Here is a 19,437-nt window from a genome sequence, read left to right on the forward strand (position 1 = left end):
CTTCTCTTTTGACTGCGAAATCTGCTTGTCTGATGGCGGATGCCAGGTAACATAGATATCCCCCCCAGTAAGGGTGGACAAGTGTTTATTTTTTCCGACTATTAACAGAGAGAATATTATGAGCGTTGTGCCTGTAGCCGACGTACTCCAGGGCCGTGTCGCCGTTGACCAAGAAGTCACCGTGCGCGGATGGGTGCGTACTCGCCGAGATTCTAAAGCTGGCATCTCCTTCCTTGCCGTCTATGACGGTTCCTGCTTTGATCCTGTACAGGCCGTCATTAATAATTCTCTGCCCAATTACAATGATGACGTTCTGCGCCTGACAACGGGTTGTTCCGTTATCGTAACCGGTGTTGTTGTGGCATCACCTGGTCAGGGTCAGAGTTTCGAAATTCAGGCCTCAGCCATTGAAGTCACTGGCTGGGTTGAAGATCCCGACACCTACCCAATGGCGGCAAAACGTCACAGCATCGAATACCTGCGTGAAGTGGCGCACCTGCGTCCACGCACCAACCTGATTGGTGCGGTTGCCCGCGTGCGTCATACGCTGGCGCAGGCGCTGCATCGTTTCTTCGACGAGCAGGGTTATTTCTGGGTGTCTACCCCACTGATCACCGCGTCCGATACGGAAGGCGCGGGTGAAATGTTCCGCGTCTCTACGCTGGACATGGAAAACCTGCCGCGTACGCCAGAAGGTAAAGTGGACTATGACAAAGACTTCTTCGGTAAAGAGGCCTTCCTGACGGTTTCTGGTCAGCTCAACGGTGAAACTTATGCCTGCGCGCTGTCCAAAATCTACACCTTTGGTCCAACCTTCCGTGCAGAAAACTCCAACACCAGCCGTCACCTGGCGGAATTCTGGATGCTGGAGCCTGAAGTGGCGTTCGCAGATCTGGATGATGTCGCGGGTCTGGCAGAAGCGATGCTGAAATATGTCTTCAAAGCGGTGCTGGAAGAGCGTCCTGATGACATGAAATTCTTCGCAGAGCGTGTCGACAGCGATGCAGTCGCACGTCTGGAGCGTTTCGTCTCAGCAGATTTCGCGCAGGTGGACTACACCGACGCGGTGGCCATCCTCGAGAAATGCGGTGAGAAGTTTGAGAACCCGGTTTACTGGGGCGTTGACCTGGCGTCTGAGCACGAGCGTTACCTGGCCGAGAAGCACTTCAAAGCACCGGTTGTGGTGAAAAACTACCCGAAAGACATTAAGGCCTTCTATATGCGCCTTAACGAAGACGGTAAAACCGTTGCGGCGATGGACGTCCTGGCACCGGGCATTGGTGAAATCATCGGTGGTTCTCAGCGTGAAGAGCGTCTTGACGTACTGGACGCACGCATGGAAGAGATGGGCCTTAATCCTGCGGATTACAGCTGGTATCGCGATTTACGCCGTTACGGTACCGTCCCGCATGCCGGTTTTGGTCTGGGCTTTGAGCGTCTGATCGCCTATGTCACCGGTGTTCAGAACGTCCGTGACGTTATTCCATTCCCACGCACACCGCGTAACGCCAGTTTCTAATCGACTGAATAACAAATGGCCAGCAATTGCTGGCCATTATTTTATTCTGCATTGTCAGTTTTCGTCAGCGCAAAGTCAGCATTTTTAAACCACAACCCCGTTACAACCACTACCTGTTACGTTTTGTTTCCACGAAACATCTACGCACAAAAAATAAACCACATTCTTATTGCGCTTATTGCAATCTGAAGCAATAGCACAAAATTCAACCAGTTTTACAGCCATCCAGAAGTCTCTTTCGGGTCATAAGAAAAAATGAGCCGTTTGGCTTCTGTTTATACAAATTGCCTTTATCTAAATTAATTATAAGCTTTTCATATAGATATCAAAGTATCTGCCGTTTAATTCGCCAGTGGACGCTGAAATTTGAGGTGGTTCACAAAGTTCCGAAAAATACACATTTAGTTACACATGATTTCTTTTTGTAACTTAATCTTGAGAATTGTAGCAATTTCAGGCTAGCGAAACGGTTCTATGAATGGAAAGATGCCTGTCAGATACATAAAGACACCTAACTCTCATCAATAGTTCCGGAAATATTTATTGACAGAATTTATTGACGGCAGTGGCGAGTGTCATAAAAAAACCAATGAGGGTAATAAATAATGATGAAGCGCAATATTCTGGCAGTGGTAATCCCTGCCCTGCTGGTAGCCGGTGCAGCTAACGCTGCAGAAATCTATAACAAAAGCGGCAACAAACTGGATCTGTACGGGAAAGTGGTTGGTGAGCACGACTTCGTTACCTCTGGTGACAACACTGACAGCAACGACGCTACTTATGCTCAGATCGGTTTCAAAGGCGAGACTCAAATTAACGACCAACTGACTGGTTTCGGTCAGTGGGAATACCGTGCTCTGGCAAGCCAGGCAGAAAGCAACCAGACTCAGCGTACCCGTCTGGCGTTCGCCGGTCTGAAAGCAGGTGATGCAGGTTCCATCGACTACGGCCGTAACTACGGTATCGTATACGACGTAGAATCTTACACCGATATGGCGCCATCTTTCTCAGGTATGACCTGGGCAAACTACTCTGACAACTTCATGACTGGCCGTAACTCTGGTCTCCTGACTTACCGCAACTCTGACTTCTTCGGTCTGGTTGATGGTCTGAGCCTGGGCCTGCAGTATCAGGGCAAAAACGAGCGTACTGACGTGAGAACCGCTAACGGTGACGGTTTCGGTACCTCTGTAGGTTATGAGTTCGGTGAAGGTTTCGGCCTGATCGGCGCATACAGCAACTCTGACCGTACTGACGGGCAATCCGCAGACGGCAAAGGCGAGAAAGCGGAAGCATGGGCTGTTGGTGCTAAATACGATGCGAACAACATCTACCTGGCAACCACCTATGCTGAAACGCGTAACATGACCCGTGAAGACGACGGTTCTTTCGCAAACAAAACGCAGAACTTCGAAGTTATCGCTCAGTACCAGTTCGACTTCGGTCTGCGCCCATCCGTGTCATACGTGCAGTCTAAAGGTAAAAACCTTGCACAACGTGGCACCTTCGCTGGCGGCGATGCTGACCTGCAGAAATTCGTTGAACTGGGTGCAACTTACTACTTCAACAAAAACTTCAACATCTATGTTGATTACCAGCTGAACCTGATCGACGACACCGACTACTCTCGTAGCGTAGGTATCGTGAACGGTAAAGACGACCAGGTTGCAATGGCTGTGACCTACCAGTTCTAATCAGTACACCACTTTGTTATATGCTTAATGAACAGGGCTTCGGCCCTGTTTTTTTATGTCTGATAGCAAAAAATGGCGACTTTTGAAAAGCCGCACGCTTTTTGTCGCAAACGGTTGGCATTTTGTAAATCTACCGTTAACCTGATAGCGGATTTCACTTCTGTAATCACAATGGAACTTCGTCATGTTTGAGAACATTACCGCCGCTCCTGCCGACCCTATTCTGGGCCTGGCCGATCTGTTTCGTGCCGACGACCGCCCTGGTAAAATCAACCTGGGTATTGGTGTATATAAAGATGAAACCGGCAAAACCCCGGTGCTGACCAGCGTTAAAAAAGCTGAGCAGTATCTGCTGGAAAATGAAACCACCAAAAATTACCTCGGTATTGATGGTATCCCTGAATTTGGTCGTTGCACTCAGGAACTGCTGTTCGGCAAAGGCAGTGCAATTGTGAGCGACAAGCGTGCGCGTACAGCACAGACTCCTGGCGGTACCGGCGCGCTGCGCGTCGCGGCGGATTTCCTTGCGAAAAACACCTCTGTTAAGCGTGTCTGGGTGAGCAACCCAAGCTGGCCAAACCACAAGAGCGTATTCAACTCTGCAGGCCTGGAAGTACGCGAATATGCTTACTACGACGCGGCTAACCACTCTCTGGACTTCGACGGTCTGCTGGCCAGCCTGAACGAGGCTCAGGCGGGTGATGTGGTGCTGTTCCACGGCTGCTGCCACAACCCAACCGGTATTGATCCAACGCTGGAACAGTGGGAACAGCTGGCGAAGCTCTCCGTAGAAAAAGGCTGGCTGCCGCTGTTTGACTTTGCATACCAGGGCTTCGCCCGTGGTCTGGAAGAAGATGCGGAAGGTCTGCGCGCTTTTGCTGCCGTGCATCAGGAACTGATCGTGGCAAGCTCTTACTCCAAGAACTTCGGTCTGTACAATGAGCGTGTCGGTGCCTGTACGCTGGTTGCGGCGAACACTGAAACCGTTGATCGTGCATTCAGCCAGATGAAATCCGTGATCCGCGCTAACTACTCTAACCCGCCTGCACACGGTGCCTCTGTCGTTGCGACTATCCTGAGCAACGATGCACTGCGTGCTATCTGGGAACAAGAGCTGAACGATATGCGTCAGCGTATTCAGCGCATGCGTCTGCTGTTTGTGAACACCCTTGCGGAGAAAGGCGCTGACCGTGACTTCAGCTTTATTATTAAGCAGAACGGTATGTTCTCTTTCAGCGGCCTGACCAAAGAACAGGTTCTGCGTCTGCGTGAAGAGTTTGGCGTCTACGCCGTGGCGTCTGGCCGCGTCAACGTTGCAGGCATGACCCCAGACAATATGGCGCCGCTGTGCGAAGCCATCGTCGCCGTGCTGTAAATTGCCCCCATAAAAAAAGCCTGCATAATGCAGGCTTTTTTTTATTCTGGTTACCAGACAGGCATTTCGTCCTGAAGGAACGGGTTATGGAGTCGTTCATAACCCAGCGTCGACATCGGACCGTGTCCAGGGATAAACGTCACATCATCGCCCAGCGGCAACAACTTCTGTTTAATCGACTGAATCAGCTGTCCGTGGTCGCCACGTGGAAAATCGCTGCGTCCTACGCCACCTTTGAAAATCACATCGCCGGAAATCAGCAGACGGGACTGGTCATCAAAGAAGACAATATGGCCTGGCGTATGCCCAGGACAATGCAACACCTGTAAAGTCACATTCCCTACGTTAACGCGCTCTCCTTCATTTAGCCAGCGATCGGGCGTCAGGGGCAGACACTCATCAAGGCCAAACATGCGGCTCTGGGCTGGTAAACCCTGCAGCCAGAACTCATCTTCTTTTTCCGGACCGATCACAGGCACACCGAAGTGCTGTGCCAGCTCCGCCGCCGCACCAACATGATCAAGATGACCATGCGTCAGTAAAATCTGCATCAGCGTGACACCGCTATCAGCGACTTCCTGCTTGATTTTCTCAGCGTCACCGCCGGGATCGACAAGCGCGGCCAGTTTGGTTTGCTCACACCAGATTAATGAACAATTCTGGGAGAATGCAGTAACCGGAATAATACGATAGTTCATACTGCTCCTGTGTTTCGTTATTACCAGTGCCGGACCGGACCGGTATCAATATGCACAAAGTTGCTACTTGGGTAATATCCTACACCACCTGCGCGCATAGATAACGCAGCTTTGCGAATATTGGCTAACGAAACGCCTTCAATATGGAAATCCATTGCCTGTCCCTTCGTGTGATAGCTTTTTTTCGCTACCCCACGGCTGTGGGCGCGCAGTTCATTATTGGTATCAACAGAGCGATAACCAGAAATAAGCTGCACTGGCTTGCTGGTACCCAGCAGGCCCTGAAGGCGGAATAACTGATCAAACAGTCCTGGGTCGATGGCTTTTATTTTATTCGCGCGGAAATCACGGAAAAAATGGTTAAGTCTTGCTAATTCATCCTGAATATAGCCTCTGCCATCGAAGAACTCCGCTTTTAACGACTCACCGGTGTGGAGATTGTTGAGCGTTAAAACTCGCGGACGAGGTGTCGAGAGGGTGGCAAATGCTGGCGTCGGCAAGATGGCCGCTGCGCCGAGCGCAACACCACCTAACGCCAGCAGTTTGCGGCGATTAGCGTCAAATTTGTCCATGATAATCAGGTCTACAGGTCAATGTTTATCGTAAATATGCTTAGCGCACGAAGGGCACCTTAACTGGCAAAGCCGACTACGTCAAGGCACCCAACCCCAGTAAATACGCGGCCTCCAGCCATATAGCCCCGTATTCACCATTACTTACGACAACCTATTTTCCCGAACTGCTTCATTTACCTGATTAATTGTTCAGCTTTTGGCAAAATTTGTGCGCCGGATCGCGCCGTGAGATCATAATTGTAAATATCTGTACGATACTGCGTCCGCCCGTCCTCACCCACAAACGCCGTCAGATAATAAAGATTGACCGGAATATTATGGCGAATATTAACGTAACGCGTATCCCCCTGCTTCAGGGCGTCAGAGATGCGCGTATCGTTCCAGCCTGCATCCTGCAACAGCATATTAGCCAGCTCCGAGGCTTTATTGACACGCACACAGCCTGAACTCAGCGCGCGGGTGTCTTTCTGGAACAGATTGTGGTTCGGCGTATCGTGCAGATAGATAGCATCTGAACTCGGCATATTGAACTTGTAGCGTCCGAGCGAGTTATGCGCACCGGGTGCCTGCTGGAACCGGAATGGCAGATTTGACGCGGTAATGGTTGACCAGTCGACCATATAGGGGTCTATCGCCTCTTTGCTGTTCCAGCCGCGCATTACCGTATAGCCATGGCGTTCCAGGTAGCCCGGATCGTTCCAGACCTTGGGCAGAATGTCTTTACGTGCCAGCGTCGGCGGTACGTTCCACGGCGGGTTAACCACCACGTTGTTCAGTGCACTGCTCATCATCGGCGTTTTGCGATCGGGACGTCCCACAATCACGCGTGACGCCAGCACTTCACTGCCGTTCTGGTAATAGACCAGCGAATACGCTGGAATATTCACCATGATGCCAGTAGAGAGGGTCCCTGGCAGCAAGCGTAAACGCTGGATATTGAGCGCCAGCACCCCTGCCCGCTGCGCAGGTGAGACGTTCAGCCAGTCGCGCGTTGACTGGCCAATCACGCCATCAGCACCCAGCCCCTGAGCAGCCTGAAACTGCTTAACCGCTGCAACCAGCTCCCGATCGTAGGCCGCGGGCTTATCACTCAGAACGGCGGCTTTTTTCTCTTTCACCGGGGCTGACGGGCTGACAACGACGCTTTGCGCATCGTCACCCGGCAGGGCAATTTTAGGCCCGCTATCCAGAATACCGGAGCGTTTGAGGATCTCACGCAGGGCAGGCACATCGCTGCTCCACTGTCCAGGACGCAGCGTCGCGGTACCACGCATCTGCGGCCATGGACGTGAATCCCCGACCAGTTCCAGAAGCGACTGATGCATGGTCGCGTATTGCGGATGTGCCGGCGCGAGGCTCGCAATAAAGCGCGGCAGATCGCCACTATCCAGTGCCAGTTGCCACTGGTTAATTACCGACAGTGCCGGAGTCGCCAGCTTGTAAGGCTTATCGCTGTACAACCAACGGTTACCATTGACCGGAATACCGGCCACAAACTGGAGATACCCCATCATGGCATCGGAAAGCACCACGTCCCGCGCCTGCCCGGTGACAGCAGGATCGGTTAAGAGCTCAACCCATTTTGTGAACTGCGGCTGGAACCCTGCAATGGCGACTTCTGCCAGCTGTTGCTGGAAGGCGCGCACCGCATCACGGTTTTCCCACATGGGTTTCATGTCACGCGCCGCATAGAGCAGCGTGAGCTGGCTGGTATAGACAGGCGTGTAGCCTGCTGGCAGCCCAGACAGCAGCTGCTGGCGAAGCGATTCCGCGTCGATGCCTTCTGGCAACGGTTTAATACCGGCCATGATGGCCGTCGCAGGAGACTGCTCCAGCGGTTGAGACAGCGACGTTGGCTGTGTGCCAGTCGTTGCTGTGCTGTCAGTCGGCACAATTTCAGGCTCGTCGGCCTGAGCGGTTAACAGTGGAGCAAACGTCACTGCCAGGCATAAACTTAGCGCAGACAGCTGACGACCACATTTTTTCTTTAGCAACATCCCTTGCCCCCTGTTTTCACGACATGCCCATCACGTTGGGGCTTTCTTTTATTATAGGGTGACGGCAAACCTGTTGCCTTACCTTATGTAAAGAAGTTTAAAGATAACGCAGCCTTAAACACAAGTTAAGCGAAAAAAAAAGCGGCGCTGGTGCGCCGCTCACAGTTAGAAAACGCCTCAGGACGCGTCTGCCGTTGTTTCCGGTAAGGATTCTGGCGGCTGTGGGGCAAAACCGCGTAACCCGACCACGTGAACGTGTTCGGTATTCTGGAATACCTTACGCACCAGTTTATACGTGGTGCCTTTCTCAGGACTGATGTTCTCCGGCGCAGCGATAATGAGCTGCATATCAAGACGCTCACAGAGTTCAAACAGTGTGGCAATTGAGCGGGCGTCAAGACGCGCCGCTTCATCCAGGAACAGCAGTCGACATGGGGAGATATCTTTGCCGCGCAGACGACGTGCTTCATCTTCCCAGCTCTGGACCACCATCACCAGAATCGACATCCCGGTACCGATAGCTTCACCGGTAGAGAGTGCACCGGACTCCGCACGGAGCCAGCCGTCTGAACCACGGTTAACCTCCACTTCCATTTCCAGGTAGTTACGGTAATCCAGGAGCTCTTCACCAATGGTTTGCGGCGTGCGTTGCCCCATGTCAATCTGCGGATTAAGGCGTTGATACAGTTTCGCCAGCGCTTCGGAGAAGGTCAGACGGTTGCTGTTGAACAGATCCTGATGCTGTTCGTGCTGTTCAGACAACACTTCCAGCAGCGTCGAGTGCGCTTCACGCACGTTCACGTTCAGACGCACGCTGTTTACCTGACCAAACGATACGCTCTGCAAGCCCTGGTTCAGCTGGCGAATTCGGTTCTGCTCGCGCTGGATGGTTTTACGGATGATATTCGCCACGCTGCGGGAACTGATAGCCAGCTTCTGCTCGCGGGAGGTCAGCTCTTCCGTCAGGCGGCCCAGTTCGATTTCCATCTGCTCAATGGCTTCGACCGGATCGTCGGTACGAATGATGTCCTGACGAATACGCTCACGCAGGTGCTGATAAACGGCCACGAAGAACTGGATCTTACGCTCAGGGCGTTTCGGATCTTCGGACATACGCAGCACATCGCGCAGGTGTTCGTTATCCGCCACCGCCAGACGCAAGGCACCCAGCGCCTTATCCGACATAGAGCGCAGTTCATCCGCAGAGAGATAGGCCAGCTCGCGACGATGCAGACGGCGTTCAACGTTATTGTCTTTCACCATCCGCATGACGGCGCACCAGCCCGCCTTCGCGGTCACGACCTGCTCACGCATTTCGTGATAATCACGCTCCAGCTTGCGCAGGCGACGAGTCAGGTTATCCATTTCCGCTTCACAGAAGGTCAGCGCTTTTTCCAGCTGATTACGACGTGCGCGGTTATTACTGAGCTGCGCATGCAGTTCATCACGACGGATACGCGCCCGCTCTTCTGCTCCGCTGTCAGCACGGACGCCAATGTCCTGTAACTCTTTCTGAAGATCGTTTAACAGCTCTTTCTTGGTGTCGAAGGAGCTTTTCAGCGAGGCCAGGACCTGATTGTACTGGTTCAGCTGTGCCGAGTGGCTACGCATCGCGTCACGGGCGCGAGTACGTTCCGCTTCAGCCTGTTCAAGGCGCTGACGCAGCTTCTCATTGAGATCGCTCTTACCGCTCAGCATCTCCGCGGAATCGGAGTAGCCGAAGTGAGCCCGGCGCTGCACAACTTCAGTCAGGGCAAACGCCTGCTGGCGCGCTTCGCGCTGCACCTGCTGCGACCAGGCATAATCTTCTTTTAACTGCTCGAACTGCTCCGGATCGCTCTGCAACACGGAGACCATTGGTTCGAGCTTCGCCAGCTGATTACCGTACTGCTGAACAAAACGTGCCGCTTCCTGAGCTTCATCCAGACGTTCCTGAATCTCATCCACGCGGTCAGCCAGCGTGTCATCTGCCAGCAGATTCAGGCGAGGCAAGATGCGGTTAAGGGCCGCAACGCCCTCTTTCGCCTGTTCGAACTGAACGCGGCTTTGCTGGTTGTCATTTTCATGGTTTGAGATCGCACGCTCAAGCTCGCCGCGACGGGTGTTGAGCTTGCGAATTTCGGCTTCCGGGTCAGCTTCAAACGCCACGCCCAGATGGCTGCCGATAAAGCGGCTGAACGCCTGATGAAGACGCTGGGTTTTCTGCACGTCAAACGACAGGGTCGCAAAACGTTCAGACAGCTTCTCACGCTCGGCGTGCAGACTTTCAATCCGGTTTTCACGCGCTGCGCGACCAAACAGCGGAAGCTCAGGGAAGCGAGAATAACGCCACTGACGATCGGCGATTTTGACGACAACCGCTTTTTCCAGCTCATCGACGCTGAATACGCTGTCATCGAACGACTGCGGATCCCCTTCGATTAAATAGAGGTCTTCCGGGCAATCTTCCAGTCCTGCCAGCTGGTCAGCAATCAGCGACAGATCCGGGACCACAATCGCATTACGTGATGGGCCATACAGGGCTGAGAAGTACGGCGCATCGTCCAGACCGACATCGTCATAGATTTCGGACAACAGCACGCCGCCAAAACGTTCAGCCAGGGCGTTCAGACGTGAATCTTCCGAACCACCAGGCTGGCTTAAGCGCTCAATCTCTTCATCGATCTCGCGTTTACGGGCGCCGACTTCATCGCGCTCAACAATCGCCTCGCGCTCGCGCTCCAGCAATTGTTGCAGATATTCGGTCACGTCCTGGCTGGACTCAAACTGTTCGCCGCACTGTTCACTGAGCTGATTCAGGCTACTTTGGGCAGCCAGCCAGACTGGGGCACGCTGCAGCAGCACCTTAGAACGGGACTGCAGCTGTTCCATCTCCTGGCGCAGCGTCATGCGCTGTTCACTGGCGTTGGATACGGAATCGGAAAGCGCAGCAATACGCGCCTCGAGCTCCTGATGCAGAGCTTCAAGATCGTCGAAATCGTAATTTTTGCCCTGGCGCTTACAGAACTCCGCCAGCATACGCTCGGCTTCCTGCTGTTCGCGAAGACGCTGTTCCAGTTCGTTCAGGCGCATACGCAGCGGCTGAACCTGCTCGGCCAGATGGCGCTGGTTCACACCGTCGCGCAGCAGTTCACGGGCAACTTCCCACGCTTCGTTACGCGCAAGCGGGCCGTTAATTGCCACAACCAGCTGGTACGCTTGCTCAAACTGACTGTGCGCCGTTTGCGCGACGCTCATCTTCTGTTCAAGCGAGAGCAGTTTCTCGGTCGCTTCCTGCTCTTTGGCCTGGAAGGTATCCAGCCACTGGTCAGCGCTTTCCGGGGTGAGGTCAGGCAGATGACACAGCTCTTTTGCACGCTGTAACGCCTGAAGTGCCTGGGTATACTGAATTGCACGCGTCTGCTGCACGTCCAGCGCCTGCTGGTAATCGGCCAGCTGATTTTTCAGCTCATCCACTTCCAGCTCGGCGGCCTCGGCACGTGCTTCGTTCTCTTCCTGCATGTCGGCAGCTTCCGCCACCACTTCATTTTGCTCTTCGAGACGAATTTGCAGCTCATCGAGATCCGCTTCATAGCGCTCGATCTTCTCCTGCTGACGCAGGGCGGTCTGCACCAGGTTCAGGTGATCGCTGGCAGCCTGGTAATCGGCTTCCAGATCGCCTTCGGCACCGTTGTGCTCGCCCAGTTCACGCGCCATTTCGACGTGCTTATACTGCTCAGCCACCAGCTGTTTACGGGAGGTGAACAGCTCGCGGCGGTACTCTAACGCCTGATCGAGATGGACACGACGTTCATTGGCGTGACGCATATAGTCCGCCGCCACGTAGTTGGTGGCCTCGCTAATCAGGTGCTTAAACAGGTCACGGTCAGACTGCGTCACGCGAATGGCTTCGAGCGTCATCCGGTTTTCACGCAGCGCGGCTTCCATATCCTGGAAGGCCTTACGCACGCCGCTGTTTTCCGGCAACAGGTAGTCGCGCAGGGAGCGGGTAATGGCGCTGGAGATACCACCGTACAACGATGCTTCGATCAAACGGTAGTATTTGCTACGGTCAGACGCGCTGCGCAGACGACGCGCCACAACGCCCAGATCGAACATCAGGGAGTGGTAATCCGTAATGGAGTTGAACTGCTTGAACTGCACGCCTTCGATGGTTTCGAGCTTATCTTTCAGCTCCTGCAGCGTCAGCACGCGCGCCTGGCGCTCATTCAGGGTTTCCGTCAGCAGCGCTGTGGGCTGCATGGAGGTTGGCAGACCCTGGATAGCAAACGGTTTAATGTCCACTTTACGGTCACGGCCTGCGACCTGCTGCAGACGTACCCCCACCACCACACGCTGATGTCGGGAGTTAATGACGTCCAGTACCGAATAACAAACGCCTGCTTTGAGTTTGCCGTGCAGGCCTTTATCGCGAGAGCCGCTGGTCGCCCCCGCTTCGGTGGTGTTACGGAAATGGAGCAGCGTCAGATCGGGGATCAGTGCCGTAACAAACGCCGCCATGGTGGTGGATTTACCCGCACCGTTACCACCGGAGAGCGTCGTAACCAGCTCATCCAGATCGAACGTCCGGGCAAAGAAGCCGTTCCAGTTAATCAGCGTTAGTGAGCGAAATTTACCGCGTTCAATCATTACTCTTCCTCCCCGCTATCCGGCAGATTCTCTTCATGCTCATCGTCGAGCTGCAAATGGTTTTCCACCGGCATCGCTTCACCGTCGCGGATCATGCGAAGCTGCGCTTCACGCGCATCGTCGCCCGCACGCACATCGGCGCCGAAGCGGAAGACAGATTCCGTAATGCGGAATTTGCTGCTGTCATGGCCCATAAACCAGACCATGCCCAGACGACGCAGACGGTTAAGGGAAGAGCGAACTTTTTCCTGCAATTTCTGGCGGTCAAGATCCGAGCCGGTGGAGCGGTTGTTCACCAGCTTAAGCAGCTTGCTCTCATCCGCCAGCGCCAGCAGCTCGTCGTAAAGCTCCTGCTGGGTGAAGATGCCTTCATTTGCCAGACGCTCCGGGCTGAGATAGAGGTAGCAAAGAATTTTGCCGACCATCATATCCAGCTCAGAGAGCACGGAACGCGGAATCAGGGTTGTGGAACGTGGACGCAGGTAGAAAAACCCTTCCGGTGCGCGGATAAGCTCCACGTTATAGCGGGCGTAAAACTCCTCCAGGTACTCCTGGAAGTCCATCAAAAAAGCGTGATTGTCCAGCTCGTCTAAGCCAATGTGACGACCGGCACGCAGTTGGCTGTCCAGCGCCGGAAACAACGGATTCGCCAGCGCCTGTGCCAGCTTAACTGGCATCACTTGTTCAATATTTGTCAATGACATGCGCCTGTACCTTGGCTCCGTAATCGTTAATCGGCTGCCACTTCGGCGGCAGCCCGGTGAAATCTGCTTGCGCGACGCCCAGACGCACGGCCTGGTCTACCACGATGCGGGCGATGTCGAAGTGGCGCGCGCGAGGATATTGCGCCAGATAGTCGCGCACCACGAGCCCAAGATCCAGCGGCACTTGTCTGGTTTTGTAGACAGCGAGCTGTTCTTCGATCATCGCCGCAAGTTGCTCACGAATTTCGTTGAACTCTTCATATTCCAGATCCGGTGGCAGTTCACCGGTCACTTCTTCATCGCGCAGGGCCATCTCTTCGTCACGCATATCCAGTAGACGATCGGCACTGGCGTAAGTCAGCGCCCATGGCGCATCGAAATAGGTCTGTACCGACTGGCGCAGACGCTGGGCAAAGACGCGGTTTTTATCCATATCGATCGCGGTACGGATAAATTTATGCACGTGACGGTCATAACCGATCCACAGGTCAATCGACTGCTGACCCCAGCTGATAATACGATCGAGTTTGCTCTGCAGATCGAACACCAGACGGTCAATAAAATGCAGATCGTCATGGGCCATGGTCGCATCCTGGATGCGCAGCAGGTTCGCCTGAAGCTTATCCCCTGCGGCTTCCAGCGTATCCTGCAGTTCACGCAGCGTACCCGAGGTTTCCGACAGCAACATTTCACAGCTGGAGATGGCCGCACGCCAGTCTTTATTCAGCAACTGCGCGATATCGTCTTTTACCTGTTGCTGCTGTTCATCCATCAGACGCTGGGTCAGATCGATGCTGTCGAAAATCTCTGCCACCGAATATTTCAGCGGCGCATAGACGTTACGGTGCCAGTGGAATTCGTCACCGTTTTCATCCGCTGCATCGGCGGCGCGCTTAAGTTCACCCGCCACAATCGAGAGCTGCATGGAAAGACGCAGCGTGGAAAATTCACGCTGGCGGATGTAGTAATCCGTGATGCCGATACCCAGTGGCGTCAGACGATAGATGGCGTTTCCTTCCGCCTGCTCGCTGGTAAAGCGGTTCAGCAGACGTTGACGCACCATATCGTTGATTGCGTTGTTGGCACGCACGCTAATGGTTTCGCTGGTTTGCTCAAACGCATCACTGACATGGCGGAACGCATCCACCAGTTCACCCTCGCTCATTTCGCCATCCAGCCGTTCGCCGTTCAGCGTGGCAACCGCCAGCAGGAAAGAGAGTCTGTCTACCGGCAGCGAGATGGAGAAATCGTTTTTCCTGGCCCAGGCAACCAGTTCGGGGACTGTCTGGGAAAATTCACTCATAGGTTATCCTTGCATCTGCGGCTTGTGCGCGGTGACGTGAATATAGCGGCCAAGACTGACAAAAGGTTCCTGACGGCAATACCGCGTTTCCAATTCTGTTAAGGTGTCAAAACAGTCACGCTGTTTGTGTTTTTCACGCAGATAATCATGAAACACCCTGACGCCCGTTTTCCCGATTATCTGCCAGCCAATCTCTTCCAGCCAGCCATACACCTGCTGCGGATCACGCGGATAATCCGGGGAAAGCGTGCGTTTTTTCTTTTTTGGCATCCCGACCTGAACATAGTCGAAGTTACCCGCAACCATGTTGTGCATCAGGAAGCCGTTAGCATTGTAGAACATCAGTGACAGCGTACCGCCCGGGCGCAACATCGACCACAGGGTGCGTAACACGCTTTGCGGATCGGCAACCCACTCCAGCACTGCATGAAACAATATCAGATCAACCTGGGTTTCCAAATGCTGTGCGATGTCCTGAGCGGCGCATTGTATAAAATGCATGTTGTCGCTCACACCTTTCTCTTCTGCGGCACGCGTCGCACGCGCGATCATCTCAGCAGAAAGATCGCAAAGCGTTACGTGATGACCGCGCTGGGCCATTTTAATAGCCGTCTGCCCTTCACCGCCGCCAGCGTCCAGCACGCGCAACGTTTGCCCCTCAAACGAGGCCAGGATGTTGTCCAGATCCTGCCAGAGGATCGTCTGACGCAACTGCCCTTTCGTGGTGCCATAAATGTTGCGCGAAAACTTTTCCGCGATGTCATCAAAATTGCGATCCCGCATTGGGAGAGTTCCACTCGCTAACTGCAAAACCGCTATTTTGTCACACCCGCGCGGAGAATGAACCTCTCTGGTGTAATATCACGAGTAATCACCTGCTATATGGTTAAAAAAGGAACCAAAAAGGATGCTTTTTACCCTGAAGAAATACATTGGGGGGATGATGCTTCCCCTTCCACTGCTGCTTATCATCATTGCGCTGGGGCTGGCGCTGGTGTGGTTTAGTCGCTTTCAGAAAAGTGGCAAAACGCTTATTACCGTCGGCTGGCTGGTTCTGCTGCTGCTGAGTCTGCAGCCGGTTGCGGATAGCCTGTTACGCCCTGTCGAAAACAGGTACCCGACATGGCAGGGTCATCAGGAGGTGAAGTATATCGTGGTGCTGGGTGGCGGTTACACCTGGGATCCGAACTGGGCGCCCAGTTCAAACCTGATTAACAACAGCCTGCCTCGACTGAACGAAGGCATTCGCCTGTGGCTGGCGAATCCGGGATCGAAAATGATCTTTACCGGTGCGGCGGCAAAAACAAACCCGGTCAGCACGGCCGAAGCCGGAGCCAGAGTGGCTGAATCGCTGGGTGTACCGCGTTCCGCTATCATCACGCTGGACAGCCCAAAAGACACTGAAGAAGAAGCTGCCGCCGTGAAGCAGGCGATTGGCGATGCCCCGTTCCTGCTGGTTACGTCCGCCTCGCACCTGCCGCGGGCGATGATTTTCTTCGAAAGAGTTGGCCTGCATCCCCTCCCCGCGCCGGCTAACCAGATGGCCATCGACGCGCCGCTTAACCCGTGGGAACGGGCGATCCCGTCCCCGGTATGGCTGATGCACAGCGATCGTGTCGGTTACGAAACACTTGGACGCCTCTGGCAATGGCTAAAAGGCGCGTCAGGCGAGCCAGGGCAGGAGTGATTTCGTGGCGAGATCGAAGTTGGCACGATTAAAACGGCCAGTATTAACCAGTTGCGCCACTTCATCCCAGAGCAGATAGAGCCAGCGGCGCCAGAGAAACGCTTCTGCAACCGGCGCGCGCTGGAGATAATGCCAGAGTAACCCCTCTGCGGCCCCGCTGTCGCTGAGCCTGAACAACTCGTACTCGCGCGGTGCCCAGAGCATGATCCCCGGCCCTACCATTGCCAGAAGCTGGTCGCTGCGAGGGTCTTTCAGCATGCTGCGCAGGGTAAAATTGCCGTGAACCAGCACGCAGTTGTCGTTAAAGCCGTCAAACAGCGCGGGCAAACACTCCCGGGTGCGGAACAAAATACGTTTGTCCTGCATGGTCAAACCGGTGTTATTAAACTGGTTAAGGGTGCCCCACAACACTTCGACCCGCTGGCGATACCACAGTGGCCACAGGTTTTCCTGGGTGCTGTCTACCGGCCCGACGAGCCCACCGCTGTCTTGTCTGTGCCAGCCCAGCAGCGCCTCGACAATCTGATCTTTCAGCTGTTCCCAGCGTTCCGGTGAACGAGCAGGCGCTTCCACAGGCACGCCACGTAACCGCTCAATCAGCAGGACATCGGGGCCGGAGTGTTCTTCATGCGTCATCACGCCATACACCGTCGGCATGCGGACGGTCCCTTGTCGCGCAAGCATCGACATTTTCCAGGCCAGCTGCCTGGCAACGCCCGGCGAGGTAAAACTTCGGGCCATCAGCGGCATTGGGTTTCCCTGGCTGTCATATAACGACCAGAGTGCGGTATCTGCTTTTTCGTTCACACACTCAACCCTGCTTAACTTCTCACCCAGCAGATGGCTCAGTTCAGCACGCAGCTGTTCCATATGAGATTACCCCCATTAAGACTACTGCTTTTATAATGAGCGCGCGGACAGAAGATGTCACCCGACAGAGATCAATTATGGAAAAGAAAGGGAAAATAACCTGGAGAGAGCATCCCCCCGTAAGGAGGGATGCGGGCGCTATTAACGCAATTCGGCGCGGACGCGCTCAAGATCTTCCGGGGTGTCAACACCCGTACCTGGCACTTCCTGCGCAACGGCAACGTGGATTTTTTCCCCGTACCAGAGCACGCGGAGCTGCTCCAGCATTTCGATATGCTCCAGCGGGCTGGGTGCCCAGGTGACATAACGACGAATAAAGCCAGCGCGGTAGCCGTAGATCCCCAGATGACGCAGGAATGAATCACCAATGGTCTCTTTTGAAACCGCAAAACGATCACGATCCCAGGGAATAGTGGCGCGAGAGAAGTAGAGCGCATAGCCCTCGGCATCCATCACCACTTTCACCGCGTTCGGATTAAACGCCTCTTCAGCGTGGAGCACAGGAACCGCGAGTGTAGCCATACCGACCTGGCGCTGCGCCAGGTTTTCCGCCACCTGGCGAATAATGACCGCCGGGATCATCGGCTCGTCGCCCTGTACGTTAACGATGACGGTATCATCACTAAAACCGCATTTCTCAACCACTTCTGCCAGCCGCTCTGTGCCGGACTGGTGATCGGCGCGGGTCATGCACACTTCTCCACCAGCCGCCTCAACCGCACGGGCAACGTCCGGATGATCGGTTGCCACGATAACGCGCTCAGCACCGGACTCACGCGCACGTTCAAGGACATGCACAATCATCGGTTTGCCGTTGATATCCACCAGCGGTTTACCCGGCAGACGGGTTGATGCATAACGCGCAGGAATAATGACAACAAAACTCATGGTTTGCTCTCTTCTGCCACCAGGGAGCGGGCTTCGTTTTCCAGCAATACCGGAATACCGTCGCGCAGCGGGAATGCCAGACTGTCCAGCTTGCAAATCAGCTCTTGTTTGTCCTGGCTGTAGTAAAGTTTGCCGTTGCACACCGGGCAGGCAATAATTTCAAGTAAACGGTGATCCATAGTTCCTCCGTATGGGTAATCGCTAAAGCTTAACACATTCCTTTTTCAGGGAGTGTCTGTTTCCCAGCCACGTCGACAGGTGCTAAACAACCCGTCAGGCACCCGACCCAGCGCCACGTCGTGGGCCCCCTGCCAGCATGCGAATTCGCTAATGGCGGAGGTTAATCCTTTTTCCAGCGCCGCTGTGGTCTTGATCCCCTCTTCAAGATAGAGCGCGATAATCTCCAGCGTGCCGGTTTTGCGGTGCATTTTGGCATCCATTCGACCGACCAGTTGCCCTTTGTGCAGCAGAGGCAACACAAAGTAGCCGTACTGACGCTTTGGCGCGGGGGTGTAACACTCAAGCCGATAGCTGAAATTAAACAGCTGTTCGGCCCGTTTTCTGTCCCACACGACCGGATCGAAAGGCGATAACACCGCGCTGTGGGTTGCCTGAAGCTTACTGTCCAGAGCCTGGGGTAAGAGCGGGAGGAGATCCGAATGCAGCCACATGTCCCCGAGGGTTTCTACCGTGACGGGGATAACACGATGTTCACGCTGCCACATTTCCAGCAGCGGTTTCAGGGCCGGCTGGCGAAGGCGATAGTAATCCGCCAGCCACTGCGGCCGGAAAATGCCCAGACTGCGGGCGCTGTTTTCCAGCATGATGGCTTCCGCTGCCTCCTGGGTGAGTAAGTCACGCTCATCGTCCCAGTGGGGCATCACGCGGTGCGTCAGGTCATACACGCGCTGAAAATTACGCCGTTCAATCACCATGACTTTGCCGGACGTAAATAGTCCTTCAAGGTGGCGTTTGTGCGGCTTCCACTCCCACCAGCCGCTGGTCCCTTTTCTCGGATGTTCAAAATCGGCGGAACGTACAGGACCGTTTTGCTGAATATGCTCGATAAGCTGTGCAATTTCAGTCGCGTGCTCCTGCATCCATTCCTGGCGGTATTTCCAGCCCATCTTTTCGGGGGCCAGCATGCGATGGCGAACCAGGGCAAAATCGCTGCGCGGCAGGAAACAGGCCTCGTGCGCCCAGTACTCCATTAAGTCCCCCTTACTGAGCGCGTCATCCAGCCACTGAGGCGGATAATTCCCCAGTCGACTAAACAGCACAAGGTAAGGGCTACGGGCCACGATATTAATGGTGTCAATTTGAAGGAGCGACATGCGCTGAACGGTAGAGAGAATATCGGCGGGCTGCGCGCGGCAGCGGGGCTTTTTGAGCAGCCCCTGTGCGGCAAGGTGCAAATGACGTGCGGCTGAAAGCGAGAGTTGCGGTAAAGACATGCGTTTTCCTGTCAGTCAAAGCGCCACCAGAACCGCGTAAGCCA

General features: G+C 54.4%; 15 protein-coding genes. 4 read left to right on the forward strand and 11 right to left on the reverse strand.

Annotated elements, in window-relative coordinates:
* Nucleotides 1–118: 118 nt before the first annotated feature.
* From asnS to aspC, 3 genes are all read left to right on the forward strand, one after another.
* Nucleotides 119–1,519, forward strand: a complete 1,401-nt coding sequence (asnS, locus tag HV157_RS05630; protein ID WP_032677806.1) for an asparagine--tRNA ligase — start codon at nt 119–121, stop codon at nt 1,517–1,519.
* Nucleotides 1,520–2,124: 605 nt separating this feature from the next.
* The gene (locus tag HV157_RS05635) at nt 2,125–3,213 is read left to right on the forward strand and encodes a porin (protein ID WP_020884808.1); all 1,089 of its coding nucleotides are present in this window, start codon (nt 2,125–2,127) and stop codon (nt 3,211–3,213) included.
* Between the two features lie 184 nt (nt 3,214–3,397).
* Nucleotides 3,398–4,588: an aspartate transaminase gene (aspC, locus tag HV157_RS05640; protein WP_020884809.1), complete on the forward strand. Its 1,191-nt coding sequence runs from the start codon at nt 3,398–3,400 to the stop codon at nt 4,586–4,588.
* Between the two features lie 50 nt (nt 4,589–4,638).
* On the opposite strand, the gene HV157_RS05645 is transcribed toward aspC, so the two are convergent.
* The 7 genes from HV157_RS05645 to cmoM form a co-directional block, all read right to left on the reverse strand.
* Nucleotides 4,639–5,286: an MBL fold metallo-hydrolase gene (locus tag HV157_RS05645; RefSeq protein ID WP_020884810.1), complete on the reverse strand. Its 648-nt coding sequence runs from the start codon at nt 5,284–5,286 to the stop codon at nt 4,639–4,641.
* A gap of 20 nt (nt 5,287–5,306) precedes the next feature.
* Nucleotides 5,307–5,858 (reverse strand): YcbK family protein, encoded by a 552-nt coding sequence (locus HV157_RS05650; protein ID WP_014169403.1) that lies wholly within the window; start codon nt 5,856–5,858, stop codon nt 5,307–5,309.
* Nucleotides 5,859–6,034: 176 nt separating this feature from the next.
* Nucleotides 6,035–7,858 (reverse strand): L,D-transpeptidase, encoded by a 1,824-nt coding sequence (gene ldtD / locus HV157_RS05655; RefSeq protein ID WP_014169402.1) that lies wholly within the window; start codon nt 7,856–7,858, stop codon nt 6,035–6,037.
* Nucleotides 7,859–8,035: 177 nt separating this feature from the next.
* Nucleotides 8,036–12,487, reverse strand: coding sequence for a chromosome partition protein MukB (gene mukB / locus HV157_RS05660; protein ID WP_182268406.1), 4,452 nt, complete (start codon nt 12,485–12,487; stop codon nt 8,036–8,038).
* A complete protein-coding gene (gene mukE, locus HV157_RS05665) occupies nt 12,487–13,191 on the reverse strand; it encodes a chromosome partition protein MukE (RefSeq protein ID WP_014169400.1) in 705 nt (234 codons plus the stop codon). The genes mukB and mukE overlap by 1 nt, the downstream gene beginning before the upstream one ends.
* Entirely contained in the window at nt 13,172–14,494 is a 1,323-nt protein-coding gene (gene mukF / locus HV157_RS05670; RefSeq protein ID WP_014169399.1) for a chromosome partition protein MukF, read from the reverse strand. The genes mukE and mukF overlap by 20 nt, the downstream gene beginning before the upstream one ends.
* A gap of 3 nt (nt 14,495–14,497) precedes the next feature.
* Nucleotides 14,498–15,277, reverse strand: a complete 780-nt coding sequence (gene cmoM, locus HV157_RS05675) for a tRNA uridine 5-oxyacetic acid(34) methyltransferase CmoM (protein ID WP_182268405.1) — start codon at nt 15,275–15,277, stop codon at nt 14,498–14,500.
* 124 nt (nt 15,278–15,401) lie between these two features.
* On the opposite strand from cmoM, the gene elyC reads away from it, so the two are divergent.
* Nucleotides 15,402–16,181: an envelope biogenesis factor ElyC gene (gene elyC, locus HV157_RS05680; RefSeq protein WP_020884813.1), complete on the forward strand. Its 780-nt coding sequence runs from the start codon at nt 15,402–15,404 to the stop codon at nt 16,179–16,181.
* Here elyC and HV157_RS05685 read toward each other — a convergent pair.
* From HV157_RS05685 to HV157_RS05700, 4 genes are all read right to left on the reverse strand, one after another.
* A complete protein-coding gene (locus HV157_RS05685) occupies nt 16,158–17,051 on the reverse strand; it encodes a YcbJ family phosphotransferase (RefSeq protein WP_182268404.1) in 894 nt (297 codons plus the stop codon). The two genes, elyC and HV157_RS05685, sit on opposite strands and share 24 nt — an antisense overlap.
* A gap of 141 nt (nt 17,052–17,192) precedes the next feature.
* On the reverse strand, nt 17,193–17,939 hold the full coding sequence (gene kdsB, locus HV157_RS05690) for a 3-deoxy-manno-octulosonate cytidylyltransferase (protein ID WP_014169394.1): 747 nt from the start codon (nt 17,937–17,939) through the stop codon (nt 17,193–17,195).
* Nucleotides 17,936–18,118 carry a protein YcaR gene (gene ycaR / locus HV157_RS05695; RefSeq protein WP_006174474.1) on the reverse strand — a complete coding sequence of 61 codons (183 nt, stop codon included), beginning with the start codon at nt 18,116–18,118 and terminating at the stop codon, nt 17,936–17,938. Before ycaR ends, kdsB begins: the two co-directional genes overlap by 4 nt.
* A gap of 45 nt (nt 18,119–18,163) precedes the next feature.
* A complete protein-coding gene (locus tag HV157_RS05700; protein ID WP_182268403.1) occupies nt 18,164–19,393 on the reverse strand; it encodes a winged helix-turn-helix domain-containing protein in 1,230 nt (409 codons plus the stop codon).
* Nucleotides 19,394–19,437 lie beyond the last annotated feature (44 nt).

This window comes from Enterobacter sp. RHBSTW-00318, from assembly GCF_014101375.1.
Taxonomy (GTDB): Bacteria; Pseudomonadota; Gammaproteobacteria; order Enterobacterales; family Enterobacteriaceae; genus Enterobacter; species Enterobacter ludwigii.

Excerpts from the sequence above, each read along its gene's own strand:
- asnS (WP_032677806.1), top strand. The coding sequence starts at position 119 with ATGAGCGTTGTGCCTGTAGCCGACGTACTCCAGGGCCGTGTCGCCGTT.
- HV157_RS05635 (WP_020884808.1), top strand. The coding sequence starts at position 2,125 with ATGATGAAGCGCAATATTCTGGCAGTGGTAATCCCTGCCCTGCTGGTA.
- aspC (WP_020884809.1), top strand. The coding sequence starts at position 3,398 with ATGTTTGAGAACATTACCGCCGCTCCTGCCGACCCTATTCTGGGCCTG.
- HV157_RS05645 (WP_020884810.1), bottom strand. The coding sequence starts at position 5,286 with ATGAACTATCGTATTATTCCGGTTACTGCATTCTCCCAGAATTGTTCA.
- HV157_RS05650 (WP_014169403.1), bottom strand. The coding sequence starts at position 5,858 with ATGGACAAATTTGACGCTAATCGCCGCAAACTGCTGGCGTTAGGTGGT.
- ldtD (WP_014169402.1), bottom strand. The coding sequence starts at position 7,858 with ATGTTGCTAAAGAAAAAATGTGGTCGTCAGCTGTCTGCGCTAAGTTTA.
- mukB (WP_182268406.1), bottom strand. The coding sequence starts at position 12,487 with ATGATTGAACGCGGTAAATTTCGCTCACTAACGCTGATTAACTGGAAC.
- mukE (WP_014169400.1), bottom strand. The coding sequence starts at position 13,191 with ATGTCATTGACAAATATTGAACAAGTGATGCCAGTTAAGCTGGCACAG.
- mukF (WP_014169399.1), bottom strand. The coding sequence starts at position 14,494 with ATGAGTGAATTTTCCCAGACAGTCCCCGAACTGGTTGCCTGGGCCAGG.
- cmoM (WP_182268405.1), bottom strand. The coding sequence starts at position 15,277 with ATGCGGGATCGCAATTTTGATGACATCGCGGAAAAGTTTTCGCGCAAC.
- elyC (WP_020884813.1), top strand. The coding sequence starts at position 15,402 with ATGCTTTTTACCCTGAAGAAATACATTGGGGGGATGATGCTTCCCCTT.
- HV157_RS05685 (WP_182268404.1), bottom strand. The coding sequence starts at position 17,051 with ATGGAACAGCTGCGTGCTGAACTGAGCCATCTGCTGGGTGAGAAGTTA.
- kdsB (WP_014169394.1), bottom strand. The coding sequence starts at position 17,939 with ATGAGTTTTGTTGTCATTATTCCTGCGCGTTATGCATCAACCCGTCTG.
- ycaR (WP_006174474.1), bottom strand. The coding sequence starts at position 18,118 with ATGGATCACCGTTTACTTGAAATTATTGCCTGCCCGGTGTGCAACGGC.
- HV157_RS05700 (WP_182268403.1), bottom strand. The coding sequence starts at position 19,393 with ATGTCTTTACCGCAACTCTCGCTTTCAGCCGCACGTCATTTGCACCTT.